This window comes from Bradyrhizobium arachidis (assembly GCF_015291705.1).
Classification (GTDB): Bacteria; Pseudomonadota; Alphaproteobacteria; order Rhizobiales; family Xanthobacteraceae; genus Bradyrhizobium; species Bradyrhizobium arachidis.
Genome location: NZ_CP030050.1, coordinates 6,144,122 through 6,161,129 on the forward strand (window position 1 = coordinate 6,144,122; position 17,008 = coordinate 6,161,129).

Sequence of the window (17,008 nt, forward strand, 5' to 3'; positions counted from 1 at the left end):
ATCCCAAACCTGACGTCTGCCTCACAGCCAGCTGAAGGTCGACTGAAGGGTTTGATAGAACGTCGCCGAGTTGAGGCCCAGCGGCTGCACGGTGGTGTTCGGAGGCAGCGCACTGGCCTCGGCCAGCCAATCCCCCAGGCTCTCGAACGCATTGGCAACCCTGTTCAGGCCAAGATCGTCCTCCACCTGCGTGGCGTAGGTGTTGAGCACAGCGGCGGCAGCCTGCAGGTAGGGATTGCTCAGGATCAGCCGGATCGCGTCGCCACCAAGCGACAGCACGTCGCTGGCGAGGCTGAGCGGATGCCCGGTGAACAGATCCTGGAACGCGGCGCCGACATCCTGCGCGAGATTCTGCACGGCCGGGAACTGGAAGCCCACCGAATATTGGAACAACGCCTCACCCAGCGCCGCACCATCTGCAGCGATCTTCTGGGTGTTGCCGATGTCGGCGAAAATATTCACGATGTCCGTACCCATCGTATAGATCTGCCCCATGTAGGTGAGCGCCGTGGTGTTCAGGAGGTTGGTGACGAGGTTGCAAGTATTGGCGATGAGCCTAAACGCGCCCAGCAGAGGCCCCGAAATATTGACCCCGTCCGGATGGAGGTCGAAGTACTTCGCCGTGGCGTCCGCGGTCATCAACGAGACCATGCCGTTCGACGCCAGCTGAACCATCGTGAATGTCATGGCCGGGCTGAACTCGATAAGCCCGCCGCCACTGAGCTCCACCTCGAATTCGCCCGCCTCGCCGGCGCCGCTTCCGGTCAGACCCTTGCCATAGCCGAAGCTGATCTTTTCCCAGGCGTCCCTGAGCACATCGCCGAAGCCGTTGGCCATGTCCTCCGGATCGACGAACTCGCTGGTGGTGCCGAAGATCTGGTTGATCAGCGCCGACTGCATGGATTGGACGTTCTTGCCGAGCCCGAGAGCATTCAACAGCGGCCCCTGCCCGATCGGCAGGCCGCTCACCAGCAGATTTGACAGCAGATCCATGTAGCCTTGCGCGGCGGTCGCATTGCCGACGATCTCGCCGCCGATGATGTGCGACAGCGGGAAGTTGGTCCACGCCGTGGTCCAGGCCTGCTGGTACCAGGCCGCCGCTGTGTGAGCGGCCTGGGCCACGTCCGTAACGCTCGCATTGGCCGGCAATATCAAGGAGATCCACATCTGGCTGAGGTGACCAGCGAGATCGGTCTCAACGGAGTAATTGGCCGCATTGCTCTCGACGGCATTGACGGTCGCAATGCCGGTCAGCAACGACTGGATGGTCGTGAGGCCGCCGCTTTCGATCTGGCTCTGCACCGCCAGCGCGGCGTTGTGGATCGAGAGGGCGCCGGAGTTGGCAATGTTGTTGGCGACGATGTCGATCCAGGCATACGCCACGCTGTGCAGCGCGCTGTTTTCGGTCGTCGAGGCATGCACCAGCGCGGCCGTCAATTCGCTGTTCAGGAGCGCCATCGCCTGGGTGTACGACAGGTATCCGCCGGTGATCGCGCCCACCAGGCCGATTTCGGTGGTGCCGGTACCGAGGCGATGGCCCAGCGCCACCAGAATTGCGGCGTTCGCCGCGGTGAGGGCGTTGTAGGCGTTCTGGACGGCCTGGAGATCTGCCGGGGTATAACCGCCCAGCTGCTGCAGAAGCGTCAGGTTCGGCGCCGGGCCGACGCCGGCGTTCACCAGCGTCGACAGATGCATCAGCGCCACGTCGACCACATAGGGGAAGGACCCGCTGTAGGCTTCGACGTTGGCGATCGCCGTCGCAGCGGTCATTGTTCCGGCGATGACGGCGGGGGCGTCCGTATAGGCGATGACATCCTGGTTCAGCAGATCGATCGCGGGAACGAGAGCCTGCTGCAAGGTCATCGGCGCGGTGATGCCGCCGGTGACGCTGGCCGAATAAGGTCCGGTCGCCGGCACGTTTGGCAGATTGAGGACCGGCGTCGGAATGTTCGACCACGCGGCGGTCAAGGCCTGCGTGACGATCTGTTGGGCCATCGTCAGGGAGAGAATGCCCTGCGAGACCAGCTGGGCGAGGCCACTCTCCGCGGCATCGTTGTTGATGCGGTTGTAGATCTCGGTCGCAAGCGCGTTGGCGGCCGTCGTCAGGCCGGCGCCCTGGCTTTCGATCAGCGCCACGCTCAGCAGCACGTCCGCCGGAACGCTGGCGGTCGAATAGGTTTCAAGATCGGTGATCACCTGCGCGGCGGTCTTCTGGCCGCTGGCGAGCGCGACGAACTCACCCGCGGCGTACGTGATGGCGGCCTGGAATTGCGTGGTGCCGAGGACGGCGCCTTCGAGGCTTGCGACTTCGTTGGCGACACCGGTCAGCAGCGTGGCATTGCCATGCGCGTTCGCCGCAATGCCACCAAGGACCGCGATCGCCTGGCTGGCGGACAACAGATTGCCCGTGACGGCGGCATCGAGATCGCTGATCGCCTGCGCGGCGGTGATGCGGCCGCTGGTCACCAGCGTGGCGATTTCGGCACCGATCAGCGGACTGGTCACGTGAGCGGCGAGGCCCGAGAGCAACCAGATCGCCCGGTCGGCCCCGAGCACGTTGTTGCTGACGTCGTTGTTCACCTGCGTCACGATCTGCGCGACGGTGGCCAGGGGCTGACCCTGGCTGTTCAACCGCGTGAGAAGATCGGCGAACGCCCCGGCGAGCGCGCCACAGGCGGTCATCGACGCCGACGACGCACCGACAAAGGCGTCGATCTCGCCGATCGCCGCGACACCTGCCAGAGCGGCGATGTAGTTGGCGAGGTTGTTGATCGCGTTGACGCCCGGCTGTCCGGCGATGCCGACGGACTCGATGGCCGATGACGGAAGGTTGGCGATGGTCGCCGCGAGCACATTGACGCCCTGGGCCTGGGTCAGGGCGCCGCTCGTAATCAGCGGCGTGATGTTGAACGTGTAGACCGTGAGCTGCTGCTGTACGACCATCGAGGCGAGCGCGGCGCCGGCCAGCATCGTGTTGGCGGCGCCGGTGGTGGCAACGCCGGCCAACAGCTGGGCCATGAATTGCGCCACCTTGGAGTTTACAAAGTAGATCGACCCTTCGAGGTCGGAGAAGATGGTCTGGACCTGGCTCGAGGTAAGCGTCGCCTGGATTTGCGCGATGATCTGGCCCCCACCGACGAGATTGGCCAGCGCGCCGATCTCGTTGAGGATGGCCGGATAGGAAGTCGTCGGCGCCAACGACTGCAAAGCGCCGAGCAGGATGACGGCCTGAGAGCTGGGCAACGAATTCGACGTGACGGCCGTCGTGATGTCAGCCATCAGCGCGGCCGGCGTCATCAAGGCACCCGACCCGTTGCCGGCCAGAAGCGCGGTCAGTTCCTTGACCACGGTCGCTTGCAGCAACGTACTGTTCTGCCCCCAGAGCGGCAGCAGCGCTCCAACCGCCTGCTCGGCGGTGATAAGGTTTGTGGCGACGAGATTGTTGGTGACCCACGCGGCGAAGAGCGCGGAGTTGCCCTGCCCCGTTTGGACCTCGTAGTTGAAGACAGTCATCTCCATGCTGGCGAGCACCGCGACGGCCTGGTTGGCGCTCAAGGTATGCGAGGTCACGGCCGCGACGACCGCGGCGACGCCGTTGATGCTGAGATAATTGGGGCTGTAAGAGCCGCCAACCCACGGATCCATCGCGGCGCCGACGGCGAGCGCAAGCGCGGTATTGCCACCTGCGGCCACGCCAATCAGCATCGACAGCACCTGGCCGTTCGACATCGTTCCGGCTGCGAACGCAAAAAGGAGCGCGCCCGTCACCTGGCTGGGCGTGATCTGGTTGCCACTGACGAGGGCATCGAGTTTGGCCGTGACGGCGCTCTGGGCCGCGGTGTTTTGCGCCGCGACTAACACCAGCATGCTGGCCGCCTGGTCGCCGTTGAGGCCCGCGCCGACAGCATTGCCGATGCCGGAGACGACCTGCGTCACGGTGAGCTGATTGCCCGTAAGCAACGTGACGATCTCGCTGACCACCGCCGCCTGCACGGTACCGTTGCCGTCACCCGCAATGGTGATGAGCGTCGGCAGCGCCTGCGTTGCCGTGAGCTGATGGCCCGTGATCAGCGTTGCGATCTCGCTGACGGCCGCCGTCTGCACGGCGGTCGGGCCTTCGCCCGCGACGGTCGCCAACAGCGACAGCGCCTGCGAGAACGTGATCTTGCTTTCAACGAGCAATGCACCGACCTCGCCGATCACTGCGGTCTGCTCGCTGGCATTGCCTCCGGCCGCAACGGCATTGAGCACCGTGAGTGCAGCGCCGGCCGGCAGAGCCGACGCGGCGACCGCGTGGTCGATATCGGTCATCGCCTGCGTGGGCGTGATCTTGCCGGCGGTCACCAGCGCGAGGATTTCATTACCCACCGCCGTCGCGGTTGAACTGCCGGTGGCGGCGATGCCCGCCAGCATCGCCATCACCTGGTCGGCGGTCATGCCATTGCCGATCGCGCCGCCGATGGCGGTCGCCGCCTGCGTCGCGGTGATCTGATTTTGCCCGATCAGTGTGGAGATTTCGGTGCCGGCCGCGGACTGCACCGCCGTTGTGCCGATTTCCGCAAGGCCGACCAGCAGCGACAACACGTGGCTGGCGTTAGCGGGCGCGGTCGTGGCGTTCACCCCGACGCTATCGATGCTGTAGGTGTAGATGTAGCTAGGCCCTTGATATTGGGTGGTCGTGACGCTGCCGAACTGCGTCCGATAAATCCAGTATTGTGTCGCCTGATCGGTAAAGCCGAGGGTGGGGACGCCCGCGATGGTTGCGACATCCGCCATAGCGGCGGCAGCGCTCAACGCATTGTTGGCAATCAGCGTGGTGATTCCGCCGAGGAAGACCGACTGGGTCGGCGCGACGTAGTTCGCGGGGATACCGTTGCTGAAGATCGTATAGTAGCCCGATTGCAGGATATTGGCGGCGAATTCGGCGCCCGCGGCCAGCATGACCACCGCAGGTCCTGCGCCAAGCGCTCCCGACGTGACCGCGGCGGTGATGTCGCCGACCGCCTGCGCAGCCGAGATCCAGTTCAACTGTGTGAACACGAAGATCGTGTCGCCGGCCGCGACCTGGACGGCGGCGCCCGAATGCGACGAGATCGCGGTCAGCAGCGCAATCGCCTGATCCGGCGATATGGTCCGAATGTCGGCTCCCGTGCGCGCCCAGGGGTCGAGACCCGCGGTCCACTGCGAATCGACCGCGCCCAACATGTCCGACATCACCTGAGCGATGCTGGCCTGGTTGCTGGTGATCAGCGACGCGATCTCCGCGCCGCAGCTGGCTTGCAGCGCCGCGTTGCCCTGCGCGCCGACAACGATGAGCAGATTGATTGCCTGATCGGCACTGAAATTTTGTCCGATGGCTGCGGCGATATCCGACGCGATCAGCGGAACAACGCTGGGCGTCTCTCCGGCGAGCTTGAGAAGTTCGGTCGTGACCGCCGACTGCTGCGACGGATCGCCGGCGAGCAGATTCAGAAGCGCCGGAATGGCGGCGGCGGCCGTGATGCCGTGACTGGTGACCTGCGCATCGATGCCCGCGACGCCCTGCAGGTTCGCAACCTCGATGGCCACCGCGGTCTGCACGGTCGACGATCCGGCGCTCGAGAGCGCGCTGAACAGCGCTGTGACCTGGGTGTTGGTCAGCGTACCGGCAGCGAGCGTGTTGCCGATATCGGTCATCGCCTGCGCGGCGGTGATCTGGCCTCCGGAAATCAGTGCGAGAATTTCGGTGACAACGGCGCCTTGCAGCGTCGCATCGTTCTCGGTCCACAGCACCGCCAGCATTGCGACGGCCTGGTCGATCGTGATGCCGTTGCCGACCGCATTGGCGATGTCGGCCATCGCCTGGCTGGCCGAAATGACCGGATCCATCAGGACCTCGATCTCGTCAGCGACCGCGGTCTGCACTGCCGTGCTACCGTTCGCCGACATGCCGGACAGGACCGTGACGCCCTGGTCCGGCGTGAGCACGCCGTTGGCGATGGCGGTGTTGATGTCGCTGATCGCCGCCGTGACGGTGATCTGGTTGCCGGCGATCAGCGCCGCAATGCCGGCGCCGATGGCGGTCTGAATCTGGGTCGTGCCGTCGCTGGCGACCACGGCCATCAGGGCGATAACCTGATCGGCCGTCAGCGCGCCCGCAGTAATCGCAGCGCCGAACTGCCCGGCCGTGACGTTGCCGTTGGTGATGAGTGTGACCAGCTCCTGAGCGACAGCGCCCCGGACCGTCGTGCCGCCCTGCAGCCACAGGCTCGCCAGCAGCGTCACGTCCTGATTGGCGGTGAGCACGCCGCCCACCATGCCGCCGATATCAGTCGCAGCCTGAACCGCGCTGAGCCTGGCCTCGGTGACCAGCGCGACGATTTCGCTGACCACGGTGGCGGGCACACCAGTGCCGCCAGCAAGCCAGACGCCGGCCAGCACGGTGATGCCGCGATCGGCAGTGATTGCACCCGCTGCGACCGCGCTATCGAGATCCGTCATCGCCCGCGAGGCGGTGATGCGGTTCGCTGCGATCAGCGCCGCGATTTCGGCACCAACCGCCTGCTGCTGCGCCGCGCTGCCGGCATTGGCGAGAGCCGCCAGCACGCCGACGGCCTGATCGCCCGTGAGGGTGCCGGCCGCAACGGTGCCGCCGACGTCGATGAGCGCCTGCGCAATGGTGATCTGGCTGTTCTGGACCAGCGTGAGAATGCTGCTGATGGCGGCGGCTTGCAGCGCCACCCCGCTTTGGCCGCCAACGCCGGCCAGCAGAGCGACTGCCTGGTCGATCGTGAGAGACGCACCGATGGTGCCGACGATATCGGTCGCAACAGAGGCGGCCGAAATCCTGTTCGCGCCGACCAACGCGGCGATTTCGGTGACGACGGCACCCACCACCGTGGAGCTGCCGGCAGTCGCGAGATTGGCGAGCACGGCGACCGCATGGTCGGCGGTCAACGTACTGGAGGTGATCGCCGTGTTGATATCGGTCGTGACCTGCGTGGCGGTAATCGTGGCCGCGGCGATCAGCGTCGCCAGTTCGGCCCCGATGGTGGCCTGTTCGGCCGCGGTGCCGGAATTCGCCAGCAGGGCGAACACACCGATGGCCTGGTCGCCGGTCAGCGTTCCGGCGGTGATGGCGTTTCCGATATCGGTCATCGCCTGCGCGGCGGTGACCTGATGGTCAGCGATCAAGGCGAGAATTTCCGTCGCGGCAGCGCCCTGCAGGGCCGCATTGCCCTGGGCCGCGATACTGGCCAGCAGCGCGACCGCCTGATCGGCCGTGAAGCCGGTGCCGATGGCGCTGCCGATATCAGCGCCGACCTGGGCGGCCGTGATCTGGTTGCCGCTGACCAGCGCCGAGAGCTCGCCAATGGCCGCAGTGCGCACCGCGGCGCTGCCCGCAAGGGCTTCGCTGCCGAGCACGACAACCGCCTGGTCGACCGTCAGCGCGTTGGCGGTGATCGCAGTGGCGAGATCGGTGTTGACCTGGCTCGCCGTCAGCTTGGCGGCGCCGATGAGGCTTGCGATTTCGCTACCGATCGCGGCCTGTACCGCCGCATTGCCGCTTCCGGCAAGGCTCGCCAGCAGCGCCATCGCCTGGTCGCCGGTCAGCGTGCCGGCCGCGATGGTGTTGCCGATATCTGTCATCGCCTGCGCGGCCGGGATCTGATTGCCGGTGACGAGCGAGAGAATCTCGGCATCCGCCGCGGATTGCAGCGTCGCATTCCCCTGGATCGACAGGACCGCCAGCAGCGTGACCGCCTGGTCGACGGTGGCGCCGCCGGAGCTGACGGTAGTGATGATGTCGGTCATCACCTGCGCGGCGGTCGTGGCGTTGTTGTGCACCAGGGTCGCGATTTCGCTGGCGACCAGGCTGTTCGAGCCAGTGCCGTTGCCAACGAGGCTCAGCAACAGGGCGACGCCATGATCCGCGGTGATGATCTGATCGCTGATCAGCTCGACGATGCCGGCGGTGGCGTTGGGGCCGAGCCCCGAAATCGCGCCCTGAAGGGCCGTCTGTAGCGAATCCGTATATCCGCCATAAGCGCTGCCGACGTTGGCGCCGAGCTGATAGAATACGACCGCTGCCTGTGCGGGCGTGAGTGCGCCGCTGGCGACCAACACATCGATGTCGCCGACGACCTGCCCTCCGGAGAGAGAGAGCGGCGTATAGGCTGCGATCCAGCTCGCCACCGTGGCTTGCAACGACGGGCTGGCGCTGGGCGCACCGATCACGCCGGCGTACAGCTGGACCTGCTGATCGAGGTTGTACTGCGAAGGAATGAAATACGTGTAGTCGCCTGCGTACAACTTGGTGAAGACGAGCGAAGATTGCGCGATCGCGGCCACCATGCCTGCGCCGGCGGCAGCCTGCGTCACGTAGCCCGAGCTCGCCAGATACGTCATCATGTAGGCGGCCTGATCGGCCGAGATCAGCCCGGCATTCAGGCCGTTGACGATATCGGCGACCGCGCTTGCGCCGGTCACCTGGCCATGGCCGATGATCGCTTCGATTCCGTTGATCACGGCGGCGCCCAAGATCCGCCCGACGTCGCCCGCGTTCGCGCCGAATTGGGCGCCGAGGCCCGCCATGGCGACCAGCGCCGTCACGGCCTGATCGCACGGCTGCGTGACGATGGCATTGGCGGCGATTTGCGGGTCCTGATTGGCTTGAGCCTGCGTCGTCGCAGGGGTCTGATAGGCAGTCCAGAGGATCGCCTTTCCGATCTCTGCAGCGACCGCGGAATTCGCTGCCGGCAGCAGCGCTGCGAGAGACGGGAGATCGGGCACGGTGCCGGTGAAGAGCTGGGTCCTCAGCGCGGCGTCGAGCGCCGAATTCCCCCCCGCCGCATTGACCAGCAGGGCGTAGGCCTGATCGAGTGTGACACCCTGCGACGTCGCGCTCATCACATCCGCGACGGCCTGGGCGGCCGTGGCCAGACCGGAGTTGACGAAGTTCGCGATGCCGAGTCCGGCCTGATACACCTGCGCCTGCGACGATGAGGCCACCAGGATCGCTGTCAGCGTGATCACTTCGTCCACGCCGAGCAGACCAGTGGCGACCGCAGTGCCAAGATTGGCGATGATCCGCGCTGCGGTGGTCTGGTTGGCGGCAATCAGGGTGTTGATTTCGGCGACGACGGCCGCCTGCAATGCCGCAGAGCCCGTCGCGGCAACGCCCACAAGGTCGATGACTGCCCGGTCGGCGGTGATCTGGCCGCCGGTGATCAGCGTGGAGATCTCCGCGCGGACGGCGGTCTGCACGGCGGCCGGCGCCGAAGTGGCAAGATTGATCAGCAGCGTGACGGCTTCGTCCGCCGTCAGCACCGACGGCACCGCGGCGCCGATATCGGCCGCCGCCTGCGCAGCGGTGAGGAGGTTGCCTGAAATCAGCGTGTTGATTTCGCTCGCCACCGCGCCCTGCACGGTCAGGCCGTTGGCGGCGATGGCGAGCAGTTCATTCATCGCCTGCGTGACGGTGAGCCCGCCGATCAGGGTGTTGATCTCGGTCACCGCCGCGGTCTGCATCGCGGTCGATCCGGTCGCCGCCAGCGTGGCAAGCACGCTCAAGGCCTGGGTCGCGGTGAGCTGGGACGCCGTCACCGCGTTGTTGATGTCGGCGATGAGCTGCGCGGGCGTGACGAGAATCTGCAGTTCGTGCGCTGCCGCCGAGGCCGCGGCCGCATTGGTGCCGACCGACATACCAAGCAGGATCGCGACCGCTTGATCGGACGTGAGGCTCGACGATGTGACCGCATTGCCGATGTCGGTCGCCGCACTGGTGGCCGCAAGCTGGCCGGCCGCGATCAGCCCGACGATCGATCCGCCGGCCGCGAATTGCACACTGAGCGTGCCTTGCGCGGCAATGCCCACCAGCAGCGCCACCGCCTGATCGCCAGTCAGCGACGCACCGTGCACCGCCGTGGCGATGTCGGTCATCGCCTGCGACGTGGTGATGATCGAATCCGCGATCATCAGATTGATGTCGCCGACAACCGCCGACTGGATGCTGCCGTTGCCGACGTGTGCGAGCTGCGCCAGCACCGCGAACGCCTGATCCGCTGTCGCCGCGGTGATGGTCGCGTTGCCGACCAGCAGATTGATCTCGCCGGCCACCGCCGACTGCATGGCGCTGCTGCCGCTCGCGAGCTGCGCCAGCAAGGCGAGCGCCTGAGTGATCGTGATCGACGACGCGCCCAGCGCGCCGTTGATGTTGGTCATGACCTGTGCGGGCGTCAGGGTTGTCTGCAGCGCCGGGTCGCCGCTCAACGCCATCCCGATCTGGATATTGAAGGACTGGCTGGCCGTGATGATCGATGGAACCGCGGCCGCGATGTCGGCCGTCGCCGCATTGGCGCTCAGAGCGTTCGCCGTCACCAGCGCGGCGAATTCGCCGCCGACGGCGACTTGCGTCGTCACACTCCCTTGGCTCGCGAGGCCGAGCAGGATGTTGGCCGCCTGGGCGCCGCTCAGGACCGTCGACGTGACGGCAGCGCCGATGTCGGTGATCGCACCGGTCAACGTGATGGTGCTGTTGCCGATCAGCGCAGCAATCTCCGCACCGACCGAAATCTGGGTCGAGGCGTTGCCGGCCGCGGCGAACGCCGCCAGCACCGCAAGGCCCTGATCCGCCGTGATGGCGCCGGCGTAGATCGCGGTGTTGATGTCGTTGAAGGCCGACGCGGGGAATTGGATCTGAGTAAGGCTCAGCATCTCCTGCGCAACAGTGCTGATGTTTGCGCTGTTGCCGCTGACCAGCATGCCGATCAGCACGCCGAACGACGCGTCGGCAGCGCCGAGCGCGGCGACGAGCGCGACGGCATCGGACACACTGACACTGCCGACCTGGATCAGCGCGTCGATCTGGCCGCCGACCACGATCTGGGCGGCGATGCTGATGGATCCGGCGCCGACCAGCACCTGAACCGCTTGGCCGCCGGTCAATTGATGGGCGTTGACCGCGGCAGTGATATCGGCTGTCACCTGGGTGAGCGGGAGCCCGTGGGCGGCCGTCAGAGAGGCGAAGACGCTGCCAATGGTGTTGAGGTAGACGGTGCTGTTCGCGCCGCTGGGCACGTCGGCCGCCAGCGCCAGCAACAGCGCCGCTTGCTGCGTGACATTGAGCGCGGCGTTGCCGTTGACGGCAGGGTTCAGCACGACATTGAACGACGCGAACTGGCCGCCACTGACCATGGACCAGATGGTGCTGGCGACAAGCGAATTGACCGTCGGGTTGTTGTACGCGGCGAGCGCTCCGAGCGCTGTCGCCATCTGGGGTTGGGTGATCGGCGTATTGGGCCACGCGGAGCCAAGCTGGGCGGCGAGCGCCTGTTGCACGGCAAGCGCCTGGGCGACAGTCAGTGCGCCGCTTGCAACAGCGTTGACGATGTCGGCATTCACCTCGGCTGCCGAAACGTTGTTTCCGGGGAAATCGCGCATCATGTGCACGATGCTCGGGACGTTGCCGACAGCATTGGCGCCATTCAGCGACGAGACGACGAACTGATCGAGACTGCTGGCGCTGTAGAACGGCGCAACCAGCGACGACAATTGTGCGATGACGGCGCTCTGCAGGCTCGCATTGCCGCTTGCGGCGGTGAACATCATCACCGGGATGGCCGGCAGAATGCTGGTCGGGGTGATGGTGTCGGTGGTGCCGAAGATGTCTGCGACCGCCTGGCTGGCGGTCACGGTACCGGCCGTGACCATCGCGGCGATATCGGCGCCGACGGCGGCCAGCACCGCCCCGGACCCGGACTCGGCCAGATACGTCAGCAACGAGATCGTCTGGTCCGCGGTCAGCGCATTGGCGGCGCCAGCGGCGGCGACGTCGGCCACCACCTGCGTGGCGGCGACCTGGTTCGCGGCAATAAGCGCGTTGATGGCGGAGAGCGCGAAGACCTGCATCGCCGCCGTGCCGCCGGTGAGGAGACCAATCAGCGCCGTGGTCGCCTGATTGCCGGTAATGTAGCCGCTGCTCACCAGCGCGGTAATTTCCGCTGCGGCAGCGTTTTGCACCGCCAACGAGGCCGGCGCCGCGAGATCCGCCAGCACGTCCACGGCTTGCGTTGCCGTCAGAACCGACGCCGCCACCGCGTTGCCGATATCGGTCATCACCAGCGCCGTGGTGATCTGGTTGTTCGAGATGAATGTGCCGAGTTCGGCGCCGACAGCCGCCTGCATGCCGGTGACGGCCGCGAGCTCGAGCAGGATGCTGACCGCCTGCGGGACCGTCATCGCCGAGCTGTTGACGGCCGTGGTGATGTACTGGGTCGCCTGCCCGGGCACGCCGAGGCCAGCCATGACGACGGCGGCGGCGCTTGCGGTCGCGCTGCTGCCATTGAGCGCGATGCCGGTGAGGATATAGAATGCTTCGTTGCTGCTGATGGTGCCCGGGGCGAGGCCGCCGACCTGCGCAATGGCGGCGCTGGCGGTGATGGCCCCGGACTGGATCATCGCGGCGATGTCCTGGCCCGCGGCGAATTGCGCGGTGATGGAGCTCGCCACATAGGCGAATGCGTTGATCGCTTCCACCGCCGTCAGCTGGCCGTTGCCGACCGCCGTGACGATGTCCGCCACGGCCGCCGTCGCGGTGATCTGCGAGGGAACCAGCGCCGCGAGCGCCTGATAGATTCCGGTCGGGCCGAGCGGCGAATTCGGATTGACGTTGCCGCTGATGCCGAGCATCGCCGCCAGCAAGGTGATGCCTTGGTCGGCGGTAATCGCGCCGTTGCTCACCGCGGTGGAGACGCCACGGGCGGCCTGAGTCATGCTGAATGTCTGGGCGTTCAGCAGGGACACGATGGCGGCCGCCACCGCATTGTCGAGCGTCAGGCTGTTGTTCGACGCAAATCCGGCCAGCACGACCACCGCCGTCGCCGGCGTGAATCTCGACGAGATCAGCCCAACGATGTCGTTGATCGCGGCCGTGTTGGAGACCTGCCCGGCCGCAACCAGCGCGCCGATGGTATGCGACACGAAGTTCGTCGTGAACGACGCCACGCTGCCGCCTTCGCTGCCACCAGACCCGGTGAAGACGCTGGTCAGCCCCGCGATCGCCTGCACGGCCGTGATCTTGCCCCCGGTGACCAGCGCGACGATCTCTGCCGACATCGCGGTCTGCGTGCTCGTCGACCCCAACGAGCCGAGATTGGTCAGCAGGTTCACGGCCGCGGCTGCGGTGATAGCTGAGGCCCTAACGGCGCCGTCGACCGCAGCGGTGATCTGCGTCGCCGAGACCTGGCTAGCGCTCAGCAATGTCGAGATTTCCTGGGACATCATCGTTTGCCAGGAAAACCCGTCGCCGGGTGACGACGGGATGACGGAGAGGTCTACCAGAATGGGCAGCGCCTGCGGCGCCGTGATGGCGGACGCGTTCAGCACCGCGATGATGTCGAGGCGCGCCTGCCCCGGCGACACCAGCGTGCTGATGTCCGCGACGGCCGCACTCGTGGTCGCGGCATTGCCGCTGACCGCCATGCCGATCAGGATGTTGAAGGTTTCGGCCGAGGCGAGGCCACCGATCGCCGTAATCGCAGCGCTGGCGGTGATCGCGCCGGTCTGGATCAGCGCGGCAATCTCGGTCCCGGCGGCGACCTGGACGCCGATGGACCCGCCGGCAATCAGGCTGATAAAGGCCGAGATGGCCTGCGCCGCCGTCAACTGACCACCACCCACGGCCGTGACGATGTCCGCCATGACGGCCGACAGGGTGAGCGAACCGGAGACCAGTTGACCGAGCGCCGTGACGATCGCGGCCTGGTTGATGGCGTTGCTCCCGACGGCGCCAAGCATCGAGGCGAACAGCGCCACGGCCTGGTCGGCGCTGATGGCCTGGGTGCTGACCGCCTGCGTCACGTCCGCGATCGCGGAGGTGATCGACAACGCGCCGCCTCCGACCAGAGACAGAATCGTGCCGGCGACCGCATTGTCGAGCGCGGCGTTGTTGCTCGCGGCGAGGCTAGCGAGGAAGGTCACCGCGGTATCGGCCGGGAAGGTCGCCGAAATCAACGCCGCGATGTCCGCGTTGATCTCCGCGCGCACCGACGCATTGCCGCTCGCCGCGACGTTCATCAGCTGCACGATCGCGAGTTCGATCGAGGCGACACTGCTCGTGTTGGTCGAGTGGGTGATGGCGGCGACGGCATTGGTGGTGGAAATCGAGGCCGAGCCGATCAGCGCCGCGATCTCGGCGCCGGCCGCGGCCTGCATGGCGGTCGATCCGGTGGCGGACAGCATGTTCAGCAAGGAGACGGCCTGGTCGGCGGTCAGGACATGCGCGGTCACGGCGGCCGCAATGTCGCTGACGGCCTGAATGGCCGTGATCTGGTTCGCGCCAACCAGCCCGTTGATCTCCGCGACCACGAATGCCTGCATCGCTGTGGTGCCGCCAGCAAAGACACTGGCCAGCGCACCGACCACCTGATCGGCCGTGATCGCGCGGCTCGTCAGCAGTGTCGTAATTTCGGCGGTGGCCGCATTTTGCACGGCCGTCGGAGCCGGGACCGCGACATAGGCCAGCAAAGTCACGGCTTGCGCCGCCGTGAGGACGGACGACGTCACCGCCGCGCCAATTGCGCTCATCGCCGCACTGGCGGTGATCTGATTACTCGCGATCAGTGAATCGATTTCGACGGCGACCGCCGGCGTCATGCTCGCACTGCTGGCGAGGTCCATCAGCAGACCCACTCCCTGCGCAGCGGTAATCGTGAATGTGGCAATAGCGGAATCGATGTCGCTGACCAACTGCGTTGGCGACAGCAGGCTCGCCATTCCCGCGGTGGCGGCCCTTGCGGTCGCTGTGTCGCCGCTGGTGGCCAGGCCGAGCAGGATATTGAATGCCTCCGACCCCGACAGGTTGAGGCCAGCGATGTCGGTAACCGCCGCACTTGCCGTGATCGCACCCGACCCGATCATCGTGGCGATGTCGGCCCCCAAGGTGAATTGCAGAGGCGTTGAGTTGGAAGCCAAAGACGCCAGCAGGGCAATGGTCTGACCGGGGTTCAGAACATGTGAAGCACCTGCGGCCGCGATGTCGGCGAACGCTTGCACCGTCGTGATCTGGTTCGCCGCGACAAGCGCGCCGATCTCCGTCGCAACGAATGACTGCATCGCAGCCCCGCCGCCCGCGACAAGACCAGCCAGCGCCGTGACCACCTGATCGGCGGTCAGATTGCCAGCGGTCACCAGAGACGCAATTTCCGCTGTGACGGCGGTCTGCACGGCAGTGGACGCCGGCGCCGCGATGTCTGCCAGCAAGGTCACGGCTTCCGTCGCGGTCAGGGCCGATGAGGTCACCGCGCTGCCGATGGCGGTCATGACCTGCGACGTGGTCAGCTGGTGGTTCGAGATCAGGGAATCGATCTCACCGGCGACAGCCGCTTGCGTACCGGTCGAACTGGCGAGATCGACCAGGATACCAAGCGCCTGCGTCGGCGTGATCGCGGTCAGGCCAATGGCGGAATTGATGGCGGCGATCGCCTGCGACGGCGAGCTTACGCTCGGCATTTCCGCAATCGCGGCGCCCGCGATCGCGGTGTTGCCGCTGCTCGCCATGCCGAGCAGGAAATTGAACGTCTCCGTAGTGGACCAGTTGGAGCTGACGATGTCAGCAATGGCCGCATTTGTGGTAATATAGCCCGACCGGATGAATCCGGCGATGTCGCCACCTGCCGTGATCTGCGCGACCGTGGAGCCGGCGGCAAGGCCGCCAAGCGCGGCGATGGCCTGCCCCACTGCCAACCGACCGGAATTCACTGCGGCGACGACGTCGGAAAGACTCCCCGTCTGCGCGCTCGCCGGCGCCAATTGATTGAGTACGGCATCGACCGAGAGCGGACTACCGACGTTGTTCGCAAGATTGGAGTAGTTCGGCGCGAGGTTCACCAGCGAATTCAGCAGCGCAAAGCCCTGATCGCCGCTGATGGCGTGGCTGTTGATCTGTTGCACCAGATCCGCAACGGCCGTCGTCAGCGTGAGGCCGCCGGCATTCACCAGCGACAGCACACTATTGGCCACTGCGTTGTCGAGAACGGACTCGTTGCCGTTGGCGACGGCGTTCTGCATCGTGGCCAACAACGGCTGGAAACCCGCCAGAGCGCCATAATCGCCAGCGATCACCGCATCCATGGTCAGGGTTTTCGCGACCATGATCATGTTCATGTCGGCGGTCGAATCGTGGCTGATTCCCGAATAGGAATGCGCCGCTGCGGCACCAATATCGGCGGTGATGTGGTTGCCCGTGGTCAGACCGCTCGCCATCAGGCTATTGTACTCGCTCGCGACCGCGGCGTGCATCGCCGGCGTACCGGCTGCATCGTTCAGGACATTGATAACTTGATCGAGGGTCAGCGCACCCGCCGCACCATTTGCGTTGACGATGTCGGTTACGGCCTGTGTTGCGGTGAGGCTGCCCGCGGTCACCAGCGCCGCGATTTCCGTTCCAGCCGCGGCCTGAACGCTCGCGGAAACCGGTCCGCTCATACCCGCGAGCATGGTGACCGCCACATGGCCGGTCGACTGCCCTGCGGTAACCGCTCCCGCAATGTCCGATATCGCCTGCGTGGCACTCACCTGCCCCGCGGCGATCAGATGGCCGATCTCGGCGCCGACCGCATACCCATCATTGCTGTGGCCCGAAGTCTGCGTGATCGCGCCGGCAAAGTCAGCAAGCGCCTGAGTGGCGTGAGTCTGATCGTAGGCAGCCACCGCCTCGATCAAATGCATGGCCTGAGTTTCGGTCGTCTGGTGATTGACGACGGCCTGCGCGATCTCCTGGGAAGAGACGCCGGCGAGCATCGAGTTCGCATCGAGATTCAGATGGGACGTATCGAAGCCCGCAATCGAATTGAATTGACCGGGAGGCGGCGTGATATTTCCACCAACAATGCCGTTGAGGTCGTCCGCGCTCAGGGGCTGGAATTTGGCGGTCGTGTCGCTCGACGATTTGCCTGTGCGTTTACCCTTCGCCTTCACCGCCATCCTCCCGGTTACCGTCGGCTGAATCACCTATCGTTTACGTCAGTCT

1 protein-coding gene is annotated in these 17,008 nt (G+C 65.9%); it reads right to left on the bottom strand.

All coding sequences use genetic code 11. The features are described 5' to 3' along the window. Window positions 1-21: 21 nt before the first annotated feature. On the bottom strand, window positions 22-16,956 hold the full coding sequence (locus WN72_RS28690) for a hypothetical protein (protein WP_143130660.1): 16,935 nt from the start codon (window positions 16,954-16,956) through the stop codon (window positions 22-24). Window positions 16,957-17,008 lie beyond the last annotated feature (52 nt).